14 protein-coding genes are annotated in these 24,987 nt (G+C 73.7%); 5 read left to right on the plus strand and 9 right to left on the minus strand.

Annotation, left to right across the window (positions count from 1 at the left end; genetic code table 11):
• Window positions 1-23: 23 nt before the first annotated feature.
• The 4 genes from EV386_RS00630 to EV386_RS00645 all read left to right on the plus strand — a co-directional run bounded on the left by EV386_RS00630 (window position 24) and on the right by EV386_RS00645 (window position 9,723).
• Window positions 24-3,653: a proline dehydrogenase family protein gene (locus tag EV386_RS00630; RefSeq protein ID WP_130411390.1), complete on the plus strand. Its 3,630-nt coding sequence runs from the start codon at window positions 24-26 to the stop codon at window positions 3,651-3,653.
• A 121-nt stretch (window positions 3,654-3,774) separates the two neighbouring features.
• Window positions 3,775-5,331: an MFS transporter gene (locus EV386_RS00635; protein WP_207216438.1), complete on the plus strand. Its 1,557-nt coding sequence runs from the start codon at window positions 3,775-3,777 to the stop codon at window positions 5,329-5,331.
• A gap of 149 nt (window positions 5,332-5,480) precedes the next feature.
• The gene (locus EV386_RS00640; protein ID WP_130411392.1) at window positions 5,481-7,103 is read left to right on the plus strand and encodes an APC family permease; all 1,623 of its coding nucleotides are present in this window, start codon (window positions 5,481-5,483) and stop codon (window positions 7,101-7,103) included.
• 136 nt (window positions 7,104-7,239) lie between these two features.
• Window positions 7,240-9,723, plus strand: coding sequence for a glycoside hydrolase family 94 protein (locus tag EV386_RS00645; protein ID WP_130411394.1), 2,484 nt, complete (start codon window positions 7,240-7,242; stop codon window positions 9,721-9,723).
• A gap of 125 nt (window positions 9,724-9,848) precedes the next feature.
• Here the strand turns inward: EV386_RS00645 and EV386_RS00650 are convergent, their stop codons facing one another.
• From EV386_RS00650 to EV386_RS00680, 7 genes are all read right to left on the minus strand, one after another.
• Window positions 9,849-10,931, minus strand: a complete 1,083-nt coding sequence (locus EV386_RS00650; protein ID WP_341272794.1) for a type IV toxin-antitoxin system AbiEi family antitoxin domain-containing protein — start codon at window positions 10,929-10,931, stop codon at window positions 9,849-9,851.
• Window positions 10,932-11,070: 139 nt separating this feature from the next.
• A complete protein-coding gene (locus EV386_RS00655; RefSeq protein ID WP_130411398.1) occupies window positions 11,071-12,078 on the minus strand; it encodes a LacI family DNA-binding transcriptional regulator in 1,008 nt (335 codons plus the stop codon).
• On the minus strand, window positions 12,075-13,763 hold the full coding sequence (locus EV386_RS00660) for a glycoside hydrolase family 1 protein (protein ID WP_130411400.1): 1,689 nt from the start codon (window positions 13,761-13,763) through the stop codon (window positions 12,075-12,077). The genes EV386_RS00655 and EV386_RS00660 overlap by 4 nt, the downstream gene beginning before the upstream one ends.
• 132 nt (window positions 13,764-13,895) lie before the next feature.
• Complete coding sequence (locus EV386_RS00665) at window positions 13,896-14,813, minus strand: carbohydrate ABC transporter permease (protein WP_130411402.1); 918 nt, start codon at window positions 14,811-14,813, stop codon at window positions 13,896-13,898.
• Entirely contained in the window at window positions 14,810-15,886 is a 1,077-nt protein-coding gene (locus EV386_RS00670) for a carbohydrate ABC transporter permease (protein WP_165399789.1), read from the minus strand. The genes EV386_RS00665 and EV386_RS00670 overlap by 4 nt, the downstream gene beginning before the upstream one ends.
• A gap of 110 nt (window positions 15,887-15,996) precedes the next feature.
• Complete coding sequence (locus EV386_RS00675; protein WP_130411404.1) at window positions 15,997-17,328, minus strand: ABC transporter substrate-binding protein; 1,332 nt, start codon at window positions 17,326-17,328, stop codon at window positions 15,997-15,999.
• A gap of 365 nt (window positions 17,329-17,693) precedes the next feature.
• The gene (locus tag EV386_RS00680) at window positions 17,694-18,200 is read right to left on the minus strand and encodes a DUF2505 domain-containing protein (RefSeq protein WP_130411406.1); all 507 of its coding nucleotides are present in this window, start codon (window positions 18,198-18,200) and stop codon (window positions 17,694-17,696) included.
• A 106-nt stretch (window positions 18,201-18,306) separates the two neighbouring features.
• On the opposite strand from EV386_RS00680, the gene EV386_RS00685 reads away from it, so the two are divergent.
• The gene (locus EV386_RS00685; RefSeq protein WP_130411408.1) at window positions 18,307-19,788 is read left to right on the plus strand and encodes a sensor histidine kinase; all 1,482 of its coding nucleotides are present in this window, start codon (window positions 18,307-18,309) and stop codon (window positions 19,786-19,788) included.
• Window positions 19,789-19,935: 147 nt separating this feature from the next.
• On the opposite strand, the gene EV386_RS00690 is transcribed toward EV386_RS00685, so the two are convergent.
• Entirely contained in the window at window positions 19,936-20,184 is a 249-nt protein-coding gene (locus EV386_RS00690) for a WhiB family transcriptional regulator (RefSeq protein ID WP_066133069.1), read from the minus strand.
• A gap of 531 nt (window positions 20,185-20,715) precedes the next feature.
• Window positions 20,716-24,960, minus strand: a complete 4,245-nt coding sequence (locus EV386_RS00695; protein WP_130411410.1) for an FtsK/SpoIIIE domain-containing protein — start codon at window positions 24,958-24,960, stop codon at window positions 20,716-20,718.
• Window positions 24,961-24,987: the final 27 nt, after the last annotated feature.

Here is a 24,987-nt window from a genome sequence, read left to right on the forward strand (position 1 = left end):
CGCCGCGGGGGCACGCTGGGGGCATGACCCATGCCACGGCCGCGCCCGGGTCCGCGGGCGCCCCTGACCAGCCGCCCACCTCTGGCCCGCCGCCCACCCCGATCTCCGGACTCGTCGAGCCCGCCGTCGCCCTCGCGGGGCGTTGGGCCGCGGCGTCGGGCGGCGGGACGGGGCGCGCGGACCGCCGCGCCCACGCCGAAGCCGAGCGCCTCGCCCGCCTCGTGTCCGACCCCGCCGGGCTCGACCTCGCCGTGGGGTTCGTCGACGACGTCGCCCGCCCGCAGGACGTGCGGGTGGCCGCCAAGGCGCTCGCCCGCCTCGGGGATCGCGCCGGGGAGGCGAGCTTCCTGGGCGGCGCCGACCGCCTGCTGCTGCGCGTGGGCGCGCGCCTGGCGACCACGCTGCCCGGCGTCGTCGTGCCCGCCGCGCGCATGCGGCTGCGCCAGCTCGTCGGCCATCTCGTGGCCGACGCCGGGCCGGGCCTGAGCCGGCGCCTGGCGCGCACCCGCGCCGACGGGTTCGCGCTCAACGTCAACCTGCTCGGCGAGGCCGTGCTCGGCGAGGACGAGGCGCGTGCGCGCCTGGCCCGCACCATCGCGCTCGCCGAGCGCCCCGACGTCGACTACGTGTCGGTCAAGGTGTCGTCGGTCGCCGCGCAGCTCGTGACGTGGGACCTGGAGGGCTCGCGCGCCCGCGTCGTCGAGCGGCTGCTGCCGCTGTACCGCGCGGCGCGCGACCACGGCGTGTTCCTCAACCTCGACATGGAGGAGTACCGCGACCTCGCGCTGACCACGGCGGTGTTCCAGGACGTCCTGGGCCGGGAGGAGTTCCGCTCGCTCGAGGCCGGCATCGTGTTGCAGGCGTACCTGCCCGACGCGCTCGGCGCGCTCGACGAGCTCACCGCGTTCGCGCGCGCACGCCTCGCCGCGGGTGGGGCGCGCGTCAAGGTGCGGCTGGTCAAGGGCGCCAACCTCGCCATGGAGCAGGTCGAGGCCGAGGCGCACGACTGGCCGCAGGCGCCCTACCCGTCCAAGGCCGAGGTCGACGCCAACTACGTGCGCGTGCTCGACACGGCGCTGACGGCCGAGCGCACCGCCGCCGTGCGCCTGGGCGTCGCGTCCCACAACCTGTTCGACCTGGCGCTGGCCGTGCTCACCGCGCGCGCCCGCGGCGTCACCGAGGGGCTCGACCTCGAGATGCTGCAGGGCATGGCGCCGGGCGAGTCGCGTGCCGTGCGCGAGGAGGTCGCGCGCGACGGCGGACGCGTCGTGCTCTACACGCCCGTGGTGCGCGCGCAGGACTTCGACGTCGCCATTAGCTACCTGGTGCGGCGCCTGGAGGAGAACGCCGCGCCGCAGAACTTCCTGCACGCCGCCGCGGCGCCCGGGCGCGAGGCGATGGTCGCCCAGGAGGCCGCCTTCCGTGCCTCGGTCGCCGCCGCGGTCCCGTACGCGCCCGACGACGTCGCCCCGCGCCGCACCCCCCGCCAACCCGCCTCGGTGGTTGAGCCTGTCGAAACCACCTCACCATCCATGCCCGGGGTCTCGACAGGCTCGACCGCCCAGGTTGGCTCGACCGCCCAGGTTGGTTCGACCGCCCAGGTTGGCTCGACCGCCCAGGTTGGCTCGACCGCCGAGGTCCGCTCGACCGGCGCGCCCACCGCCGCCGGGTTCCACAACGCCGCCGACACCGACCCCGCCGTCGCCGCGCACCGCGCGTGGGCCGCGCGGATCGTCTCGCGCACGCAGTCGGGATACCGCCCCCTGCAGACCGCCCCGGTCGCGACGACCGCCGCGGTCGACGACGCCGTCGCCCGCGCGTCCCAGGCGCAGCGCGCATGGGCCGCCGTGCCCACCGCCGCCCGCGCGGCGGCGCTGCGCGCGATCGGCGACCGCCTGGAGGGGCGCCGCGCCGACCTGGTCGCGGCGATGGTCCACGAGGCGGGCAAGACCGTCGCCGAGGCGGACCCCGAGGTCAGCGAGGCCGTCGACTTCGCGCGCTACTACGCGGGCTCGGCTCAGGCGCTCGACGCCGTCCCGGGCGCCCGGTTCACGCCCGAGGGCGTCACGCTCGTGACCCCGCCGTGGAACTTCCCGGTGGCGATCCCCGTGGGCGGTGTGCTCGCGGCGCTCGCGGCCGGATCGAGCGTGCTGGCCAAGCCGGCCTCGCCTACGCCGCGCTGCTTCGAGGTCGCGGTCGAGGCGATCGGCGCGGGACTGGCCGACGCGGCCGCCGCGACCGGCCTCACCGACGCCCAGTGCGCGGGCGTGCTCCAGTTCCTGCCCGTGCGCGACCGCGCCGTCGCCCGCCACCTGGTGACGCATGACGGCGTGGCGCGCGCGATCCTCACGGGCTCGATCGAGACGGCGGAGCTGTTCGCGGGCTGGCGCCCGCAGCGGCCGGTGCTGGCGGAGACGAGCGGCAAGAACGCGATCGTCGTGACGCCGTCGGCGGACCTCGACCTGGCCGTGGCCGACCTGGTGCGCAGCGCGTTCGGCCACGCAGGGCAGAAGTGCTCGGCGGCCTCGCTCGCGATCCTGGTCGGCTCGGTGGGCGATCCGACGACGGCGACGGGCGAGCGGTTCCGCCGCCAGCTCGTCGACGCGGTGCGCTCGCTGCGGGTCGGGCCAGCGACGGACCTGGCGACGGTGATGGGGCCGCTCACCGAGCCTGCGGCGGGCAAGTTGGAGCGCGCGCTGACCACACTGGAGCCCGGCGAGTCGTGGCTGGTGCGTCCCGAGCGGCTCGACGAGACCGCCGACGCCGCCGGCCTTGACCCGCGTCGGCTGTGGACGCCCGGATTGCGCGACGGGGTCGCGCGCGGCTCGTTCTTCCACCTGACCGAGGTCTTCGGCCCGGTGCTCGGCCTCATGACCGCCGCCGACCTCGACGAGGCGATCGCGCTGCAGAACGGCGTCGCGTTCGGCCTCACCGCAGGCCTGCACTCGCTCGACGACGACGAGGTCGCCACGTGGTGCGACCGGGTCGAGGCGGGCAACCTCTACGTCAACCGCCACATCACGGGCGCCATCGTGCGCCGCCAGCCGTTCGGCGGGTGGAAGGCGTCGAGCGTCGGCCCCGGAGCCAAGGCGGGCGGTCCGCACTACGTGGCGCAGCTCGGCGCCTGGTCCGACGGTGAGGGCGTGCCGTCGCGCGCGTCCGACCCCGGCGCTTGGCTCGCGTGGGCGCAGGCCGACGACGCGCGCGCCTGGCCGCTGCTCGTCGCGGGCCAGGACCCGTCCCGGCTGCGCGCCGAGGAGAACACCTTCCGGCTGCGACCGGTCGACGAGGTCACGGTGCGCGTCGGCGAGGGGGCGCTGCCCGTCGAGGTCGCCCGGGTGGTCGCGGCCGCCGGGCGCGCGGGGGTGCGCGCCGTCGTCGTGCCCGCCGCCGATCAGGGGTGGGGTGTGCCGCACGAGGCGCCGATGGGTGACGCCGACTTCGCCGCCGCGGTCGCGTCCGGGCAGGTCAGCGGCCGAATCCGGGTCATCGGCGGTGCGCCCGGGCTGCGTGCGGCGGCCGCCGCGCACCCCGGCTCGACGACGGTGCTGGACGCGCCCGTGGTCGCCTCGGGTGAGCGCGAGCTGCTGGTGTTCCTGCGCGAGCAGGCGGTCAGCCGCACGCGCCACCGCTACGGACATGTGCGCCACTGAGCGAGATGACAACGTTTGCAGGATTCTCTGCTACCGTCGCGTGGCGCGGGTGACGTGGGTCACTAGCGCGGTTCGGCCAAGGAGGCCCGGACCGGGATCCGAGCGATGAGGCGAGGCTGACGTGGCGACGAGCGACACGACGAGAGCGCGGGTGTACACGGCACGGCCCATCACGTTGGCCCGCAGCGTGGGGTTCGGCGTGCTGGACTTCATGGGCGGCGGTTGGAACACCATCGTCGGCGGCCTGATGCTGTACTTCTTCACCACCTACGGCGGTGTGAGCGTCGGGCAGAGCGCCACCATCTTGTTCGTCGCCCGCATCGTCGACGCGCTGGCGTCGCTGCTCATCGGCCCGGCGACCGACAACTTCTACCGCACGCGCCTCGGCCGGCGGTTCGGCCGCCGCCACTTCTTCCTGCTGGTCGGCGTCCCGGCGCTGCTCGTGGTCTTCCCGCTGCTGTGGGTCTCGGGCGGAGGATTCTGGTACTACCTCGTGGTGTACCTGGCCGTCGAGGTGGTCATGGCGTTCATCCTCATCCCGTGGGAGACGCTGCCCACGGAGATGACCGACGACTACGCCCAGCGCACCAAGCTGAGCTCGACGCGCATGTTCCTGTCGGCGCTCGGCACGTTCGTCGTGTTCTTCGTGCCCGCGATGGTCAAGGAGACCGGCAACCCGCACGCGTTCACCATCACGGGCGCGATCTTCGCCGTGCTGTTCGGCGCGGCCGTGGCCACGACCTACCTGACGACGTGGGAGCGCGAGCTGACGCCCGAGCTGATCGCCGAGCTCGACGCCCGCCCACGCCTGACGGCGCGCGAGGCTGTGGTCTCCACGGCCAAGGACTTCGCCTCCACGTTCCGCAACGCCAGCTTCCGCAAGCACCTGACGATCTACCTGTTCTCGTTCACGGGCAAGGACGTCTACGCCTCGGCGCTGACCTTCTTCACCGTGTACGCGGTGACCATCGCCGACGGCGAGCAGATCGGCTTCGTCCTGCAGACCCTGTCGATCGTGGGCCTGCCCGTGACCGTCGCCGCCGGGTTCCTCATGGTCAAGAGGGGGCCGCGGTTCCTGTGGGCGACGTCGTACACGCTCATCCTCCTGGCGCTCGTGGCGACCGGGGCGATCTACGCGCTGCGGCCGGGCGCCGTCGTCGCGCTGCTCGTCGTCGTCAACGTCGTCTACCAGGCCGGGCGGGCGCTGCTGGAGTTCACGCCGTGGAACGTGTTCCCGTTCATCCCCGACGTCGACCGCATCATGACGGGCAAGGACCGCGCCGGGATCTACGCCGCGGTCATGACATTCGGCCGCAAGTCGACCGGCGCGCTGGCCACGCTGCTGGTGGGCTGGCTGCTGGAGGTCGGCGGGTTCGTCTCGCCGGGCGCCGACGGCGCCCCCGTGGCGCAGACCCCGCAGGCGCTGCACACCGTCGCACTGGTCACCGTGCTGGCCCCGGCGGCGCTCATTCTCGTCGCCTTCGTGACCTCACGCCTGTTCCGGCTCGACGCGACCACGCACGCCGTGCTGCGCGCCGAGATCGACCGCCTCGCCGCCGGGGGCGCGAAGGCCGACGCGACGCCCCGGGCGCGCGCCGTGGCCGAGCAGCTCACCGGCCGCCCCTATGACGAGTTGTGGCCGGTGCCGCCGGTCGCGGAGGCCAGGGCGCTCGTGTGAGCCCCCGGCGGGCGCCCGACGCCAGTTCTGAACACCCCGTTCACCATTCGAGATGGTGCGGTATCGTCAGGCGGCGCCGGCGCTTGCGGCGATCGGCGCGCCTGCGGGCCCGGAGCGCGCGCCACTGAACACCGAAAGAGGTACCTCGCATGGAGCTCATGCGCAGGCGGTCGATCGAAGCGACGATCGCCGCATCCGACGAGCCTGAACGCCATCTGCGCCGGACGCTCGGGGCATGGGACCTCGTCGTCCTCGGCATCTCCGTCGTGATCGGCGCCGGCATCTTCTCCAAGGCCGCGATGGTCTCGGCGACGCAGACCGGCCCCGCCGTCGTCATCTCGTTCCTCATCGCGGGGACCGTGTGCGCGCTCGCGGCGCTGTGCTACGCCGAGTTCGCCTCGCACATGCCCGTCGCCGGGTCCGCGTACACCTACTCCTACGCCTCCATGGGCGAGGTCGTCGCGTGGATCATCGGCTGGGACCTCATCCTCGAGCTGTTCTTCGCCGCGGGCGTCGTGTCCAAGGCGTGGGGGCTGTACCTCGACAACGTCCTGAACCTGTTCGGCCTGGGCGGCGTCGACACCGACGGCGTCGCCTCGGGCGTCCACAACACGGTCCACCTGGGCGGGGGCGTGACGTTCGACCTGGGCACCGTCATCCTGATCGCCGTGCTGGCCACGTTGCTGACGGTCGGCACTCGGCTCTCGACGCGCTTCACCGGCGTGCTGACGGCGATCAAGGTCGCCATCGTGCTGCTCATCATCGTCGTGGGCTTCTCGTACTTCTCGGCCTCGAACCTCAGCCCGTTCATCCCGTCGAGCGAGTCGTTCGGCGACTCCCTGACGCACGGCTCGGTGTGGACGCAGACCCTGTTCTCGTTCGCCTCGGGCTCCGAGCTGTCGGTCGGCGGCGTGTTCGGCATCCTCGCCGGCGCCGGCACCGTGTTCTTCGCGTTCATCGGCTTCGACGTCGTCGCCACCGCCGCGGAGGAGACCCGCGACCCGCGGCGCAACGTGCCCCGAGGCATCATCGGCGGCCTCGTGGTGTGCACCCTGCTGTATGTCCTGGTCTCGCTCGCGCTGTCGGGCATGGCCACCCCGGAGCAGCTGCGCGACGCCACGCCCGACGGCGGGGCGTCCGCCACGATCATCACCGCGTTCCAGCTCCAGCCCAACGCGCCCGAGTGGGCGACGAAGGTCATCGCCGTCGGCATCCTCGTGGGCCTGACCACGGTGGTCATGGTGCTCATGCTCGGCCTGACGCGCGTCGTGTTCGCCATGTCGCGCGACGGCCTGCTGCCGCGCGGCCTGTCCAAGACCTCGGCGCGGTTCGGCACGCCCGTGCGCCTGCAGATCGGCGGCGCGGTCCTCATCGCCCTGGTCACCGCGTTCACCCGGGTCGACGTGCTGGGCAACATGGTCAACATCGGCACCCTGTCGGCCTTCGTGCTCGTGAGCTTCGGCGTGCCGCTGCTGCGCAAGCGCCGCAAGGCGGCCCTGGCGCTGGAGGGCAAGGACGACGCCTCCGACCACTTCCGTGTGCCGTGGTCGCCCGCCCTGCCGATCATCTCGGGCGTGCTGTGCATCTGGCTCATGCTGCAGCTCGACGTCGAGACCTGGGTGCGGTTCCTCGTGTGGCTCGCGGTCGGATTCGCGATCTACTTCGGCTACTCCTACCGCAACTCCCAGCTGCACAAGAACCCGGACTTCATCGCCGCCGACTACCGCGAGGCCCTGCAGGAGTCCGTGGGCATCGAGGAGCCCCGCCGCTGACGCTCGCTGGGGACCGCTGAGTGGGAACCGCTCCCGCTCAGCGGTCCCGCGCCCGGACGGCCGCGTATGCTTCGCGTGTGGGAGCGCTCCCATGTCCCATGCTCGTCCGACTCTCGACCGCCCTGGAGGCGCAACGATGCGTTACGGCCACTTCGACGACTCGGCGCGCGAGTACGTCATCACCACGCCGCACACGCCGTACCCGTGGATCAACTACCTCGGGTCGGAGCAGTTCTTCTCGCTGCTCAGCCACCAGGCCGGCGGGTACTCCTTCTACCGCGACGCGAAGCTGCGCCGTCTGACGCGGTACCGCTACAACAACATCCCCACCGACGTCGGCGGACGCTACCTGTTCGTCAATGACGGCGGCGACGTGTGGACGCCGTCGTGGCTTCCCGTCAAGGCCGACCTCGACCACTTCGAGGCCCGGCACGGACTCGGCTACTCGACCATCACGGGCGAGCGCGGCGGGCTGCGGGTGTCCACCACATTCCTCGTGCCGCTGGGCGAGAACGCCGAGGTCCAGAAGGTCACGCTCACCAACACCTCCGACGCCGCCAAGTCCGTCTCGGTGTTCCCGTACGTCGAGTTCTGCTTGTGGAACGCCGAGGACGACCAGACCAACTACCAGCGCAACCTGTCGATCGGCGAGGTCGAGGTCGAGCCGTCGACGCCGTCGGGCGGCTCGGCGGTCTACCACCGCACCGAGTACCGCGAGCGCCGCGACCACTACGCGGTCTTCGCCGTGAATGTGCCCGCGGCCGGGTTCGACACCGACCGCGACGCGTTCGTCGGCGCGTACAACCACCTGGGCGAGGCGGCCGTGCCGCGCGCGGGCCGGGCCACGGGCTCGGTCGCGTCCGGGTGGTACCCGGTGGGCGCGTTCCAGGTCGACCTGACGCTGGAGCCGGGCGAGTCGCGCGACGTCGTCGTCATGCTGGGCTACGTGGAGAACCCCGAGGCGGAGAAGTGGGCCGACGACGCCCACCAGGTCGTGGACAAGCGGCGTGCCCACGCGCTGCTGGAGCGCTTCGCGACCGGCGACGCCGTCGACGCGGCGCTGGCCGCGCTGCGCGAGCACTGGACGGCGCTGCTGTCGACCTATGAGGTGCGCTCGGGCGACGAGCGGCTGGACCGGATGGTCAACATCTGGAACCAGTACCAGTGCATGGTCACGTTCAACATGTCGCGCTCGGCGTCGTACTTCGAGACGGGCATGGGGCGCGGGATGGGGTTCCGCGACTCGTCGCAAGACCTGCTCGGGTTCGTGCACCTGGTGCCCGAGCGGGCGCGTGAGCGCATCGTCGACATCGCGTCCACGCAGTTCCCCGACGGCTCCGCCTACCACCAGTACCAGCCGCTGACCAAGCGCGGGAACCACAACCTCGGGTCGGGGTTCAACGACGACCCGATGTGGCTCGTGGGCGGCGTGGCCGCGTACGTCAAGGAGACCGGCGACTGGGGGATCCTCGACGAGCCCGTGCCGTTCGACAACGAGCCCGGCACCGAGGCGCCACTGTTCGAGCACCTGGTGCGCTCGGTCGAGTTCGTGCTGAGCCACCTGGGCCCGCACGGGCTGCCGCTCATCGGGCGCGCCGACTGGAACGACTGCCTCAACCTCAACTGCTTCTCGACGACGCCGGGCGAGTCGTTCCAGACCACGGGCAACAAGACGGGCGGGGTCGCGGAGTCGACCTTCATCGCCGCGCAGTTCGTGCTGTACGGGGAGCAGTTCGTCGAGCTCGCCCGCCGTCGCGGCGACGACGCGCAGGCGGCGCGCGCGGCGGACGCCGTCGCCGCGATGCGCCAGGCGCTGCTGACCGACGGGTGGGACGGGCGCTGGTTCCTGCGCGCCTACGACTACTACGGGCGCCCGATCGGCACCGACGCCGACCCCGAGGGCAAGATCTGGATCGAGCCGCAGGGCTTCGCCATCATGGCGGGCGTCGGGGTCGAGTCGAGTGACCCGACCACGCCCGAGTGGGCCGCGAGCCCCGCGGGCAAGGCGCTGACCGCCGTCGAGGAGTTGCTGGGCACCGAGCACGGCATGGTGTTGCAATACCCCGCCTACACCACCTACCAGGTGCATATGGGGGAGGTGTCCACCTACCCGCCGGGGTACAAGGAGAACGGCGGCATCTTCTGCCACAACAACCCGTGGGTCATCATCGCCGAGACCGTCGCGGGCGACGGGGCGCGGGCGTTCGACCACTACAGGCGCATCACGCCCGCCTACCGCGAGGAGATCAGCGACGTACATCGGCTTGAGCCGTACGTGTACGCCCAGATGATCGCGGGCAAGCAGGCCGTGCGGCACGGCGAGGCCAAGAACTCGTGGCTTACGGGCACCGCCGCGTGGAACTTCGTCGCGGTCAGCCAGTACCTGCTGGGCGTGCGCCCGGACTTCGACGGCCTGGTCGTCGACCCGCAGATCGGCCCCGACGTCCCCGAGTTCACCGTCACGCGCGTCGCCCGCGGCGCCACCTACGAGATCACGGTCCACAACAGCGGCCGCCCCGGCGCCCGCGCCACCCTCACTGTCGACGGCGCCCCGATCAAGGGCCGCACCGTCCCCTACGCCGCCCCCGGCGCCCACGTCACCATCACCGCCACCCTCTAGCGCCACCCCACCCCCCACCCCCCCTCACCTGCCGAAATGGGACCCTGGCGGTCCGGTTCTGGGCCCCTTAACCGGACCGTCAGGGTCCCATTTCGGCCACCGGGTGTGACATGTGGGTGGGCGAGTTAGTGGGGGAGGTGAAGGGTGGGTGGCGTGGGGCGGCGGGGGCGCCAGCCTGCTGTGGTGAGGCGGCGGGCGACCTCATCGGCGACGCGCCCGCTCCACGCGTCGCGTCCGGTGAAGCGCAACACCGCCCCGAGGTCGGCGAGAAGGTTCTGCCGGGTGCGGTCGCGCACGACGGCGAGAGGGGTGCTGTGGACGTCCTGCCCGTCGATCTCCGCGAACAGCCACCCGCCGCGGGGCAAGAGCCAGGCCATGTCGACGCGCGCGATAAGGATGCCGGCGTGGTTCCTGACCTCCAGTTGAAGCCGGTCGGGCGGGCATCCAGCGTCCTCACAGGAGAGCCGTGCCCAGGTCTCGGCCGGCGACTGAGAGCCGGGATTCACCTGGTCGAGCCACTCGCGCGCTTGCGCGGCCCCCGGCCGGTGCCACACCCGACGCCTGACCTCCCTCAGTCCGTCAAGGTCGATGAGGCCGCGGCTGACGACGTCGTCGAGCAGAGCGACGGCGTAGCGCCGGCGCCCGGGACGGCTGGCGAGTTCGAGCAGCGCTTGCGCGACGGCGCAGGGCAGGGGAGCGGCGCGCAGACCGCGGACGATGACGACGTCGTCCGACCGGCGTGCGCGCCGGACCGAGCCACGGCCGGGTGACGTTCGCGGTGCGCGCCGGGGGATGGTGACCGCGGGGTCGAAGTCCGCGGGCAGGCCGCGCACCTCGTGGAGGGCGAGCGCGGCGAGTCCGACCGCAATCGCGGCCGATCCCCGCTCGAACAGGGCGAGGATCGCGGCGCGACGATGAAGGTGGTCGACGACGGCGCCGGGCCGCTCCCACCCCTGTGCGCGCGCCCAGTGCGGCGTGCGGTCCACCACGGGGACGAGTTCGACGTCGAACACGCCCCGCGAGACCCGCACGAGCGTTCCCTGCGCCACCTTGTCGGCGACGCGCTGCCGTGGCACGCCGCACGCGGCGAGCTGCCGACTCGTCACGAGCCCCTCCTGCTGCGAGGCGAGCCTGACCACCCCGTCCGGCACCCCACTCGACCGCCTCACCGCCCCATCCCACCCCACCCCCACCCCCCACCGCCGCACCCACCCCCACCCCTGTGGACAACGCGGGACTTCCGGGCACTTCTGCAGAAACGGGACCCTGACGGTCCGGTTCTGGGCCTCATAACCGGACCGTCAGGGTCCCATTTCGGCAGGTGGGTGGGTGGGGGGTGGGTGGGGGTTAGGCGCTTTCGCCCTCGATGAGGGTGGGGGTGAAGATTTGGGGGGTTGTGGGGACGGGGGCTCCGGCGAGGAGGGCGAGCAACGCGGCGGTGGCGGCCATCGTCGTGCGGATCACCGGGTTGTGCACCGTCGTCAGCCGTGGGCTGGTGTGTTGTGCGATCCCCAGGTCGTCGAAGCCGACCAGCGCGACGTCGTCGGGCACCCGCGCCCCGCGCGAGTGCAGCGTGCGCAGCACCCCCTCGGCCATGAGGTCGGACGCGGCGAAGATGCCGTCGAGGTCGGGGTGCGCGTCGAGCAGGCGGGAGGCGGCCGCCGCGCCCCCTGAGGCCGTGAAGTCGCACTCGACGACGGCGTCGTCACGCAGGCCGTGCTCGCGGAGTGTGTCGCGCCACCCCTGGAGCCGGTCGATGCCGGCCGGCATGTCGAGCGGCCCGGTGATCGTGCCGATGCGCCGTCGCCCGCTGTCGATGAGCCGCTGGGTCGCCAGGCGCGCGCCCGCGACGTTGTCGACGTCGACGTAGTGGTGTGTCGCGTCGCCGAACGGGCGGCCCACGAACACCGCGGGCAGTTGTGCTCGCGCGAGCGCCGACTCGAGCTGGTCGCGGCGGTGGTGCGAGGCGACGATCGCCCCGTCGACGTGACCCGAGGCGAGGTAGCGCGCGAGGCGGCCGGGGCCCTCGTCGACGCGGTTGAGCAGCAGCACGAGCTGCAGGTCGGCGCCCACCAGGCCGTCCGACACGCCCCGGATCACGCCGGTGAGGAACGGGTCGGTGAGCACGAGCGTGTCGGGCTCGGGCACCACCAGTGCGATCGAGTCGGTGCGTCGCGTCACGAGCGAGCGCGCCGCGCGGTTCGGCGAGTAGCCCAGGCGTGCGACCGCGTCGTCGACGGCGGCCTGAGCCTCGGGCGAGACGCGCTCGCCGCCGTTGATGGCGCGCGAGGCCGTCGAGCGCGAGACGCTCGCCTCGCGCGCGACGTCGTCGAGTGTCGGCTGCGCGCCGCTCACGAGTCAGCCCCTCGCGGCCCGACGGCGCCGCGCGCCGCAGCCCTCGCGCCCCCGGCCCCGTCATCGCCCCCGGCGGCGCGCCCGTCAGCGGCCCCGCCAGTGACCCCGTCAGCGCTCTGGTCGGCGCCTGCGACGGCGCTCGCATCCGGCACGACGCCGGTGCGCGCCACCTGCCCGTACCAGCGCCCCGACGCCTTGACGGTCCGCCGTTGTGTCGCGTAGTCGGTGCGCACGATCCCGAACCGCTTGGAGTACCCGTGCGCCCACTCGAAGTTGTCGAGCAGCGACCAGGCGAAGTACCCGCGCACGTCGGCGCCCGCGTCGATGGCGTCCTTGACGGCCCGCAGGTGCGCGTCGAGGTAGGCCAGGCGGTCGCCGCTGTCGTCGACGAACCCGTCGTCGTCGGCGACGTCGTCGTAGGCGGCGCCGTTCTCGGTGACGTACAGCGCCACGCCCGCCGGCCCGGTGTAGTCGCGGTGCAGGCGCGTGAGCAGGCGGGTCAGCCCCTCGGGCTGCACCTCCCAGCCCATCGCCGTGCGCGGCAGACCGCGACCGTGGTGGTGGACGCCCTCGGGGGACGGCGTCGGCGCCTGCGTGTGGCGGCGGGGCGCGTCGGCGTCGTCGCGCACGCCGTCGGGCCGGTCGGTCACGCCCGCGTCGACGACGGCGGGGGGCGTCGCGGCGACGGATGAGCCGTTGTAGTAGTTGACGCCCAGGGCGTCGATGGGCGTCGAGATGAGCGGCAGGTCGCCGTCGCGCACGACGTCGTCGAGGCCGTAGGGCGCGAGCCACTCGCGCACGTCGGCGGGGTAGTCGCCGCGCAGCACCGGGTCGAGGAACGTGCGGTTGAACAGCCCGTCGTGCTTGGCGGCCGCGGCCACGTCGGCGGGGTTGGCCGGGTCGACGGGGTCGGCGACCGTGAGGTTGACGGTCAGGCCGACGACGGCGGTGGGGTCGACCTCGCGGATCGCGGCGGCGGCCAGGCCGTGGCCCAGCAGCAGGTGGTGCGCGGCGGCGACGCCGTCGCGGCGCGAGGTGCGGCCGGGCGCGTGCTCCCCGCCGATGTAGGACAGGAACGACGAGCACCAGGGCTCGTTGAGCGTGGTCCACACGCGCACACGGTCACCCAGCGCCTCGTGCGCCGTCATCGCGTAGTCCGCGAACCGGTAGGCGGTCTCGCGCGCGGGCCACCCGCCGGCGTCCTCGAGCGCCTGCGGCAGGTCCCAGTGGTAGAGCGTGACCCACGGCAGGATGTCCGCGGCGAGCAGCTCGTCGACGAGCCGGTCGTAGAACGCCAGGCCGCGCGGGTTGGGGGCGCCGCCGTCGGGCCGCACCCGCGCCCACGACGTCGAGAACCGGTAGGCGCCCAGATGGAGCGAGCGCATGAGGGCGACGTCGTCGCGGTAGCGGTGGTAGTGGTCGCACGCGACCGCGCCGTCGTCGCCGCCCGCGACGGCGCCCGGCACGCGCGCGAACACGTCCCAGATCGAGTCGGTGCGTCCGTCCTCGGCGGTGGCGCCCTCGATCTGGAAGGCGGCTGTGGCCGCGCCCCACACGAACCCCGGGGGGAAGGCGACCGCGCCCGTCGCGTTCGACGTCGGGGCGAGCGGCGCGCTCGGAGCGAACGGGAGGGTGGTCCCCGGGGCGGGGCGGCGGGGGCCGGCGGCCGGCACGGCGAACGGCATCGATGCTCCTCAGGTCGGCGCGCGGGCTGGCCGCGCGGCAAGGGCGGGGCGCGGCCAGTCTCTCAGGCCGCGCCCCGGTGACGGCGGACCACGGCGCCGTCGCGTCGTCGGCCGCGTGGTCGGTGGGGTGACTCAGCCCTTGACGGCGCCCGCCATAATCCCGGACACGAGCTGACGGCCCGCGAAGAAGAACACGATGATCAGCGGGAACGCCGTGAGCACGACGCCGGACATCACCAGTGTGTAGTCGGTGAACCGCGCGCCCTTGAGCGCGGCGGCGGCGACCGTCAGCATCGAGTTCTTGTTGGGGCCGAGGATCAACATGGGCCAGTAGTAGTTGGTCCACTGCGCCACGAAGGTGAACAGTGCGAGCATGGCGGCGGCCGGGCGGGCGGCGGGCAGCGCCACCGACCAGAACGTGCGGATCATCGACGCGCCGTCGACGCGGGCCGCCTCGATGAGCTCGAACGGCAGGGCGCCGTCGAGGTACTGCGTCATCCAGAACACGCCGAACGCGGTGACCAGGCCGGGGATCATGACGGCCGCGAGCGTCCCGAACAGGTGCAGGCGGGCCATCATGATGTACAGCGGCACGACGGCGAGCTGCGTCGGGATCGCCATCGTGCCGATGACGAAGAACAGCAGCGGGCCGCGGCCGCGGAAGCGCAGCTTGGCGAACGCGTACCCGGCGAGGGTCGAGAACAGCACGGTCGACAGCGCGCACACGGTCGAGACCAGCAGCGTGCCGCTGAGCGCGGTGAGGAAGTCGATCTCGCCGAACGCCGTGCTCAGGTTCCGGAACAGGCCCGAGCCGAGCTTGAGGGCGGGCAGCCCGTACTGGGTGTCGGTGGTGGGCTGCGACGCGATCGAGATGGCGTAGTACAGCGGGAACACCGAGACGAGCAGGACGGCCGTCAAGATCGCGTAGGACACCCAGCCGGGGCGGCGGCCCTCGCTCGTGACGACGATGCGACGCTTGCGCGCCGCGGCGTTTGCGACGCCCTTGCCGCCGACCTGGCGGATCGCGGCGACGGAGACCTCGCGGCTCATCGAGCCACCTCCTTGGCGTGGTGCTTGCGGGCGGGGGCGCCGCCGGCCGACGCGATACGCCGGGTGAGCAGGAAGTTGACGATCGCGAACGCCACCACGATGAGGAACAGCAGCCAGGCGACGGCGGCCGACCGGCCGAGGTTGGGCTGCCCGATCGAGACGTGGTTGAAGCCCAGGTCCCACAAGTACAGCGACACGGTCAGGAACTGGCGGTTGGGCCCGCCGTATCCCGAGGTGCCCTGGGTGAACATCTGCGGCTCGTCGAAGATCTGCAGGCCGCCGATGGTCGAGGTGATGATGACGAAGATCAGCGTGGGCCGCAGCATCGGGATCGTCACCGACACGAGTTGGCGCACGCGCCCGGCGCCGTCGACCACGGACGCCTCGAACACATCGCGCGGAATGGCCTGCATGGCCGCCAGCAGGATGAGCGTGTTGTAGCCCGTCCAGCGGAAGTTGACGATGCTCGCGATGGCGATGTGGCTCGCGAGCGTGTTGGCGTGCCAGGGCACGGGGCTGACGCCGATCCACCCCAGGAACGTGTTGATGAGGCCCGACTGGTCGCTGAAGATCTGCGAGAAGATGATCGCCGCCGCGGACGGGGCGATGACGTAGGGCAGCAGCACGCCCATGCGCCAGAACGTCTTGGCCTTGAGGTTGGCGTCGAGGATGGCGGCCAGGATGAGCGCCGCGATGAGCTGCGGGATGGTCGAGATCAGGAAGATCGAGAACGTGTTGCGCAGCGCGTCCCAGAACGCGGGCTGGTTCAGCACCCACTGGAAGTTCGCGAAGATCGACGGGTCGGTCGATCCGCAGACCGCGCCGCAGACGGCGACGCCGCCGTCGCCCGTGATGGTGTTCCACTGCCGGGTCGCGACCCAGGCCGTGTAGATGAGGGGGAACAGGCCGGTCAGCGCGAACAGCAGGAAGAACGGCGAGATGTAGAGGTAGGGCGAGAGCCGGACGTCGAGGCGTCCGCGCCGGCCGCGTGCGCGCAGACGGCGCTCGTGGGCGTCGTCGTGGGCTGGGGGAGGGGTCTGGGGTTTGTCGGGGGCGACGGGGTTGGCGGTCACGGCACGTCCTTGGGCGCTGGCACGGTCTCGACGGTGGGATGGCCCGTCCGGGGGCGCGGTGCGCGCCCCCGGACGGGCGTGGCCGGGCGGTCAGGCCCGGCGAGGCTCCGTCAGGACAGCGCCTTGACGTCCTGCAGCCACTGGTCGAACGACTGCTGCGGTGACTGCTCCTTGGTGACGTCGACGCGGTTGAGCGCGTCGGCCATCTTGGTCTGGATGTCGAAGTACTGCGCGCCCTTGAACGGGACGACGGTCACGGCCTTGGCGCGGTTGGCGAAGATCTGCCCGACCGGGGCGTCGTTGAGGAACGGCTCGGTCTTGTCGGCGACGGACGGGTCGGCCTGCGCGGTCGGCGAGCTCGGGAAGTTGGACGCCGCGGCGAAGACGGCGGCCTGCTGCTCGGGCGCGGTGATCCACGCGGCGAGCTTGGCGGCCTCCTCCTTGACCTTGGACTGCTCGGGGACGACGAGGAACGAGCCGCCCCAGTTGCCGCCGCCGCCGGGGAAGACGTCGGCGATGTCCCAGCCGGTGAAGTCGGCGCCGGCGTTGCCCTTGATGTTGTTGATGAACCAGGCGGGGCACAGTGTCGTGGCGAACTTGTCGGACTTGAACGCCGCGTTGAAGTCGTCGCTCCACTGCTGCAGGCCGGCGGACTGGCCGGCGAGGGCCGCCGCGGTCACCTTGTCGAAGGCGGCCTTGACGTCGGGGTTGGTGCCGGCGATGACGTTGCCGTCCTTGTCGACGTGCGAGTACTCGATCTGGTTGACCATGCCCTGGAAGACGGCGGCCGAGGAGTCGAACCACGCCTTGCCGGTCGCGTCGGTGTACTGCTGGCCGACCTCGAAGTACTTGTCCCAGGTGGCGTCGGCGCCGCCGAGCAGGGTGGCGACCTCGGCGCGGTCGGTCGGCAGGCCGGCGGCCGCGAACAGGTCGGAGCGGTAGCAGATGCCCTCGGGGCCGATGTCGGTGCCCAGGCCCACGACCTTGCCGTCGGGGGTGGTGCCCTGCTCCTTCTTCCAGTCGAGCCAGTCGTTGTCGCCCGCGTAGGCGCCCAGGTCCACGAACGCGTCGGGCTGGGCCATGATCGAGGGCATCCAGTCGACGTCGACGGCCTGGATGTCGTAGGCGCCCGTGCCGGTCGAGATGGCGGTGTTGAAGGCCGCGCGCGCGTCGTCCGACGACGCCGCCACGACCTCGTCGATCTTCACGTTGGGGTGTTCGGCCTCGTACTTGGCCCACAGGTCCGCGCCGGGGCGGGTGTCGCTGGGGGCGCCCAGGCCGAAGTTGTTGAACGTGCTCACCTTGATGGTGACCTGGCCGCCGGCGTCGGTCGTGTCGCCCGAGGCGTCGTCCGAGCCGCCGTTCGAGCATGCCGAGGCGGCGAGCGCCAGGACAGCGGCGCCTGCGACGGCGCCGAAGCCCTTCCTGGTCGCGTTCTTCACAGTGACCTCCTTGTCTGAGGGCGGCCGGTCGGCGGCCCTTCCAGCCGTGCGACGGCGAGTGTGGGCCCGGACCCCGCGGCGGTGCAGTGGTCGTGGGCCGTGCCCCTGGACTTCCTCGTCTGTCGCCCGCGAGTGGTAGCGCTCCCACACTGATGTGGTAGCGCTCCCACGCACTGTCTGAACTGTGGATCGGCCAGGGGGCGCCCGTCAAGGCCAAGCGGCTGCGGGCCCGGTCCGAGGCGACCACTCGAAAGCGTTTTCGCAGGTCAGGCGCGAGAGGCCATCGTGCGCGTGATCAGATCGTTATGGGTCGCTTGGTCACACCTCGGCGTGCGCCCTCGTCCTGGGCGTCAGCGCCCTGGGTGTCAGCGCACCCCGGCGAGCCAGTCGCGCCCGGCGGCCTCCTCGGCCGTGAGCGTCGATCGCACCGTGCCCGCGGTGGCCTGCTCGACGACCGAGGCGAACAGCGGGACCGTCGCGCGCACGTCACCCGTGTAGACCTGGCGAGCGCCCCCGTCCGCAAGCGGCTCCAACGTCACCGTGCCGGTCAGGCGCACCGGCGCCCCCGTGATCTCGAGCGCCACGGTGCCCACGCGGCGCCCGCCCCGAGCGGCCTCCCACACCTCGGCCTGGCGCACCTCGAGCCGCGCGCCGACGAACGGGCGCGCCTGCGCGGGGATCTGGTCGGTCGGCAGGGTGCGGCGCACCAGCACCGTGAACCCGCCGTCGGGGTCAGAGTCGACGTCCGCCTGCTCGACGGTGCCCGCACCCGTCGTGCGCTCGGCCCGCCAGCGGACGAACGAGGCGTCGGCCAACATCGCGGCGACGTCCTCGACGCTCGCGGGATAGGTCTGCTCGACGTTCAGGTGCACGGGTCCCTCCCAGGCGGGTTGCCGGTGGCTGAACTCTAGCGCCAGCGAGCCCGCCGTTCAGGCGGGACGTGCGCATCCGCGCACGTAGGCTGGTCGCGTGTCCGCCATGAGTGATCTCGTCGCCCAGCATGCCGACCTCGCCCCGGGCGATGTCGAGTGGTTGCACCTGCTCGTGGGTGACTGGCAGATCGTCTCCGACCTGGCGTTCGCCGACCTCGTGCTGTGGCTGCCCTCGCGCGACGGCGGGTTCGTCGCCGTCGCGCAGTGCCGCCCGTCGACCGGCGCCACGATCCACTACGACGACATCGTGGGATCCATCGCGTCGGGCGGGCTGCGCCCGCAGCTTGAGGCGGCGCTGCGCGAGGTGCGCCCGCAGCGCCCGCGCGAGCCGCGCTGGTTCGGCGCGTACGCGGTGCGCGAGGAGGCCGTGCCGGTGGTGCACGCGGGGCGGGCCATCGCCGTCGTCGCGCGCCAGACCAACCTGGGCTCAGGTCGCACGCCCTCGCGCCTGGAGCTCAACTACGTCGAGTCGGCCGACGACCTCATGGCGATGATCGCGCGCGGCGAGTACCCCGTGCCCAACGCGGCGACCGGGCCGCGGCGCGGCGCCCCGCGCGTGGGCGACGGGCTCATCCGCCTCAACTCGGAGGGCGAGGTGCTCTACGCCTCGCCCAACGCGCTGTCGTGCTTCCACCGCCTGGGCATCATCGGGCCGCTCGTCGGGCAGTCGCTCGTCGAGGTCACCAGCGGCACGATCGAGTACCAGTCGACCGTCGACGAGGCGCTGCCGCTCGTGGTCATGGGCCGCGCGCCCTGGCGCACCGACATCGAGACGCGCGGCGTCGCGCTGTCGCTGCGCGCGCTGCCGCTAACCGACCACGGGCAGCGCATCGGCGCCGTGCTGCTGTGCCGCGACGTGTCCGAGCTGCGCCGCCGCGAGCGCGAGCTGATGACCAAGGACGCGACGATCCGCGAGATCCACCACCGCGTCAAGAACAACCTCGCCACGGTCGCGGCGCTGCTGCGCCTGCAGGCCCGTCGGGTCGAGATCCCCGAGGCGCGCGAGGCGCTGGCCGAGGCCACCCGGCGCGTGGCGACCATCTCGCTGGTCCACGAGTTCCTGTCGCAGACCCTCGACGAGCAGGTCGAGCTCGACGGCATGCTGCAGCGCGCGCTGCGCATGACGGCCGAGGTCGCCTCGACGCGCACCTCGGTGCGCACCGTCCAGAACGGGTCGTTCGGGCTCGTCCCGGCCGAGGACGCGACGCCGCTCGCACTCGTGCTGACCGAGCTGGTCACCAACGCCGTCGAGCACGGGTTCCCCGACGAGCGCGAGACCGGAACGGTGCAGATCGACGTCGAGCGCGACGGCTCGCAGCTGCGGGTGCGGGTCACCGACGACGGCGTGGGCTTGGGCGACGGCGACATCTCCGACCTGGGCAAACAGTCCCGGTCGGGGCTGGGCAACCAGATCGTGCGCACGCTCGTGACCAACGAGCTCGGCGGGTCGATCGAGTGGCGCGTGCGCGAGGGCGGCGGCACCGAGGTGGAGATCCAGGCGCGGCTGCGCGACACCCCGCGACCGTGAGGTCGCCCGTGGGGCATGCGCGCGGTGTCGTCGTCGCGCGACGGGTCGCCGATGCGAGTCGATGCGAGTCGATCGTGAAGGGCCCGCAGACGTGACTGCGGCCCGGCCCCCAGGCGGGGACCGGGCCGCAGGCGCGAGCGGGTGGCGTCAGCCGGCGCGGCGGGCGCGGGCGGTGCGGCGCTTGAGCGCGCGGCGCTCGTCCTCGGACATGCCGCCCCAGACGCCGGCGTCCTGGCCGGACTCGATGGCCCACTTCAGGCAGGTGTCGACGACCTCGCACCGACGGCAGACCTGCTTGGCCTCTTCGATCTGGAGGAGCGCGGGTCCCGTGTTGCCGATCGGGAAGAAGAGCTCCGGGTCCTCGTCGAGGCAGGCTGCCTTGTGGCGCCAGTCCATGTCATCTCCTTGCGTCAAATGTGCCCCGGCGCGCCGATGATGCACGAGGCTGAGAGCCGAGTGCGGGCGCACGGATGCCGGGAAGACTGTGTCTGGGGTGGGGACTCCACCAGTGGTGCGGTGGGAACTCCATCTAGGTTCACACCTCGTGAAGAACCGCACAAGAGGTGTCAGGCGGGTTTCTGGTGCATGAACCGTGAGGTTTTGCTCACATTGTCGTGAAACCGCAGGTCGCCGGTACTCTGGGGGGTCATGTCCGTGAGTCCGGAGCCCCTGCGAGACCCTGGTCAACACAGGTCCTCGATCGATCATCCCGCGCCAAGGCCGAGTGTGCGCGCGCTCGTCGGCGCTCTCCGCGTCGAGGCCGCGCTACTCGCCATCGCCGCACTCGCCGTCGTCGTCGATCTGATCGCCCGCGGCGGTCCGCATGACGGACGCGAGATCGGCATGGGGGCGTTCCTCGCGGCCTGCGCGCTCGGCGTCGGCTGGGCGCTGTGGTCCGCCGCCCGCGCGCTGCGCGCCGGACGCCGGTCAGGCCGGGCCGTGGCCATGACCTGGCAGATCTTCCAGGTGGTCGTCGGTGTGAGCGCGATGGGCGCCGGGTCGGCGGGAGCCGTGGCGCTCGGCGTGGTGCTGATCGCGCTCGCCGTGGGCGTCGGGGTGCTGCTGCTCCTGCCGCGTGTGGTCGAGGCGACGACGAGCCGCTGAGGCCGCGTCGGCGGCGCGCGGCCCCGTCGCGGCGTGGTCCGTGGGCCCCGCCGCGTCGAGGTCCGGTGAGGCGACCTGGACCGGAACGACGACGCCGTCGACGACGAGCGCGCCGCGTCCCGGGTGCGGCGCCCCCGGCTCAGCCGCGTCGTCGAGCGCGGTGGCGAAAACCTCCTCGCTCCCGCGCTCGGCCGGCGCCAGCACGAGCCCGGTGCGTGTCGCGCGCAGGTGCGCGAGCAGCCCGCGATGGGCCATCGAGGCGGACAGGGTGGTGGCGGACGCGACGACGGCGAGGGCGCCGTCGGCGGCGAGCTCGGCGAGCCGGTCGACCTCGAGCGGGCACGTCTGCGCGACCGTGTCGGCGTCGTCGAGCAGCAGCAATGGCGTCGCGGGGTCGCCCACCGCGGGGTCGCCCACTGCGAGGGCGTCGAGCGCGGTGCGCAGCGCGCCGGGCGTCGGCGCCACCAGTGCGGCGCCGAGACGCGCGGCGTCGGCGCACAACGCGCGGTCGCGCCCGACGACCACGACCCGGCGGGATCCGCGCGCCAGGCCGCGGGCCAGCGCCCGCAGCACGGACGTGCGGCCCGCGCCGCGCGGCCCGGTGACCAGTGCGCCCGCGGTGACGTCGAGGCGGACGGGAGTGGCGCCGTCGCCGCCGACGCCGACCAGCGGGGCGCCGGACTCGTCGCCGGGATGTGCGTCGCGGTCCAGGTCCGCGAGGCTCACGGCGTGGGGCAGCGGCAGCACGCGCGCCGGCGTCGCGACCGGTCCGGTCCGGCGCGCGGCGACGCCCGCGGCCGTGATGGCGTCGGTCATGTCCCCGGGCCTGGCGACCTGGCACTCGACGGGGTCGGCGCCCAGCCAGACGCCGCGGCCCGGCGTTCGGCCCCTGCCGGCCAGCGCGGTCGGGGACCCGAGGATCGCGTCGCCCGCGGCGTCGGCCGAGAGCAGCACGAGGCGCGGCCCGAACCGCGTGGCCAGCCCGCCGAGGCTCGCCGTGTCCGCCGTGACCGCGAACACCGCCCCGCCCGCCGCGAGCGCGGTGGCCAGGGGGTCGTGCGTGGGGGTGGCGAGCGCACCGCGCAGCTCCTCGACGCCGTCGACCAGCACGAGCGTCGGCGCTTGCTCTCGGTCGCGCCGTCCGCTCACGATCCGCAGCAGCCGCAGGGCTCGGCGCGGGTCGTCGGGTCCGGCGAGCGTGCCGAACCCCGGGTGGGCGGCGAGCGGTTCCAGCACCGTGGCGGCCGACGACGGAGCGAGCGCGTGCACGTGCCATCCCCGCGCCAGCGCGGCGTGGGCGAGTGTGCGCAGCGCGGTGGTGCGACCGGTGCGGGCGCGCCCGAGGACCGCGAGGTGGCCGGACGCCGGGTCCCACGCGACCGCGGTGCGCGACTGGGTCGACGGCGAGTCCCCGAGCGCGAGGGGGAGGGAGCCGGGTGGGACGGCGCCGATCTCGGCCTCCTCGACCGTGGGCGGCAGTGGCGGCAGCCACGGGGCGGGCCATCGGGGCGGGGCGTCCCCGGCCGCCGCGCGGGCGCGCGCGACGAGGTCAGCCACCGGGTCGGGCGCCGGGTCGCTCAGCGGGCGCGTCGTCGGGTCGCCCAGCGCGTTGGAAGCCGGCCCGGTCCCATGGTCGCTCAGTGGACGCGCCGCCGGGTTCGCCCACACGCCTCCGGGCATGTCGGACCATGCGGGCGCGCGCCGCGCGGGGGAGTGCGCCTGCCCGGGCACGGCGCCCGCGTACGCGCACTGCAACGCGATCGGCGCCGACGCGCCGACCCGCAGCACGGCGCGCCCGGGCGTCCCGGAGGGGATGAGCGCCGCCGCGGGGGAGTCGAGCACGTCGTGCGAGTCGGCCACATCGACCACGCGCAGGGCCAGGCGCGCCGAGACGTTCGCGCGCACGTCGGCCGATACGGCGCCCGCGGGGCGTTGCGTCGCCAGCACCAGGTGCACACCGAGGGAGCGGCCTTGGGCGGCGACGCGCAGCAGACCCGGCAGCAGGTCGGGCAGGTCGTCGGCCAGCGCGCGGAACTCGTCGACCACCACGACGAGGCGAGGCAGGACGCCCGGCGCCAGCGCGTCGGCGTCGGCGACCGCATGCTCGGCGAGGACCTCCTTGCGCCGCCGCAGCTCGGCGCGCAGCCCCTCCAGCGCGCGCGCCGCGAGCGCTGCGTCAAGGTCGGTGACCTGGCCGACGACGTGCGGCAGGTGGGCGCAGGCCCCGAACGACGCGCCGCCCTTGAAGTCGATGAGCGCGAGGGCGAGGTCGCGTGGCGTGCGCCGCAGTGCGAGGGCGAGCACGAACGCCTGCAGCAGTTCGGACTTGCCGGCGCCCGTGGTTCCCGCGACCAGCAGGTGGGGGCCGTCGGCGACCAGGTCGAAGGTGACCACGCGCCCGGCCGCGTCGACTCCGAGCGGCGCCGCCCAAGTGCCGACGGGGCCGGGCCTACCCGGCGCCCGCGCGCCCGCCAGTCCGTCCGCGAGCGCTCCCGCCGGCCCGTCCGGGAGCGGGTCAGCGGGCGCGTCCGGGAGCAGGTCGGCGAGCGGCACGACGGCGGGCAGTCGCGGGTCGGCCGGGTCGGCGCCCGCGGGCAGGGGAGACTCCTCGGCGCCCGACGCACCCCGTGGGCCCACGGCCCACAGCGCCGCCAGGTCGCGGCCGAGACTGCGGATGGCCGCCAGCCGGCGGGCGAACCGCTCGGCCCACGCGGCGCTGACCCCCACCAGGGGCTCGACCGCGGCGCCGCCGTCGGGTGCCGAGCGTCGCACGCGCGCCACGTCGTCCGAGCCGGGTTCCACGTCGATCGTCGCCCGGCACCACGACGGCGTGTCGGCGCCTGGCGGCAGGCACAGCACGACGGCGTCGCCCGCGCGGTGGGCGGCATGAGCCGCGTCGAGGTCGGCCTGGGTCGGGCAGTCGACGATCAGGGCGCGCGGCGTCGCGCGCGAGGGCTCACTTACGCCGAGCCAGCGGCACCACGCCCACTCGGGCCGTCCCGCTCCGGTCACGGCCACGGGCGACCCGCGCGCCGCGAGCTCGGCGGCGACCGCGCGTGCGGCGGCGCGCGCGTGGGGCAGCGTCCCGCGGATCGCCAGGGCGCCGTCGGGCACGGGGTCGGCGAGCGGTCCGTGTGGCGCGCGCAGCGCCGCCTGCCACGCGCTGGCGGTCGCGGCGAGCCCGGCCAGCGCGGCCTGGGCGACACGCGCGGGATCGACCGCAGGCCCCGGCGGCGCGCTTGCCCCGGCGCCGAACAGCGGGTCGGACGGTGGGGGGCCGGGGGTGCCGCCCGTCCGGGCCGCTCGGCGCCGGCGCAAAGCCGTGGTGATCTGCGGGAGCGCGGCGAGCAGGCCGACGAGCGAGAACAGCATGAAGGCCGGATGGCGCAGCGCGATCGCGAGCCCGACCGAGCCGAGCACCGGCAGCAGGGCCATGGCGAGCGTGAGGCCGATACCCGGCGACGCGGCGTCCGGCGCCGCCGCGCCTGTGGGTGGGCGGCCGAGCAGGGTGGCGGCGTCGCCCGAGCGGCGCAGCTCATAGCGGGCGTCCGCGTCCAGCACGTCCCCTGGCCGCCAGGTGCGGGCGGTACGGCCGAGGCGTCGTCGGCGCTCGCGGCCCGCGGTTCGGACGATGGCGACGCCGCGGCGCCGCGGGCAGCGCGCCCGCACCCGCCCGCGCGCCGAGACCCACACGCGCACGCCGGGGGCGAGGTCGACCGCTCGGCCGGGCGCGAGCGCGTGGAGCTCACCCGCGTCAGGCCCCGTCAGACGGGACACCATCCACGGCGAGCGCAGCGCGTCCTGGTCAGCGGCGCCCCGCGGCCTGCTGGCGCCGGCTTCGACGCGGAGCGTCGCCCCGGCGAGCAGCGGCCGCTCGCCCGCCACGTCGCCAGGGCCGAGCCGCACGCCGTCGGCCCAGACGGTGGCGTGCCGCAGCTCGGGACGTCGCAGCAGGTCGGCGAGCGGCTCGCGCAGCGCCGCGAGCGTGCGTCCCGCGGGCAGCAGCACATCCTCGCCAGGGTGCACGGTGACGCGGACGTCGGGGCACGCGGCGTTCGTCGAGGTCACGCGCCCAGGATGCCGCCCGCGCGAGCG

Source organism: Xylanimonas ulmi (assembly GCF_004216535.1).
Classification (GTDB): Bacteria; Actinomycetota; Actinomycetes; order Actinomycetales; family Cellulomonadaceae; genus Xylanimonas; species Xylanimonas ulmi.

Excerpts from the sequence above, each read along its gene's own strand:
- EV386_RS00660 (WP_130411400.1), bottom strand. The coding sequence starts at position 13,763 with ATGCCGTTCGCCGTGCCGGCCGCCGGCCCCCGCCGCCCCGCCCCGGGG.
- EV386_RS00645 (WP_130411394.1), top strand. The coding sequence starts at position 7,240 with ATGCGTTACGGCCACTTCGACGACTCGGCGCGCGAGTACGTCATCACC.
- EV386_RS00690 (WP_066133069.1), bottom strand. The coding sequence starts at position 20,184 with ATGGACTGGCGCCACAAGGCAGCCTGCCTCGACGAGGACCCGGAGCTC.
- EV386_RS00665 (WP_130411402.1), bottom strand. The coding sequence starts at position 14,813 with ATGAGCCGCGAGGTCTCCGTCGCCGCGATCCGCCAGGTCGGCGGCAAG.
- EV386_RS00640 (WP_130411392.1), top strand. The coding sequence starts at position 5,481 with ATGGAGCTCATGCGCAGGCGGTCGATCGAAGCGACGATCGCCGCATCC.
- EV386_RS00685 (WP_130411408.1), top strand. The coding sequence starts at position 18,307 with ATGAGTGATCTCGTCGCCCAGCATGCCGACCTCGCCCCGGGCGATGTC.
- EV386_RS00630 (WP_130411390.1), top strand. The coding sequence starts at position 24 with ATGACCCATGCCACGGCCGCGCCCGGGTCCGCGGGCGCCCCTGACCAG.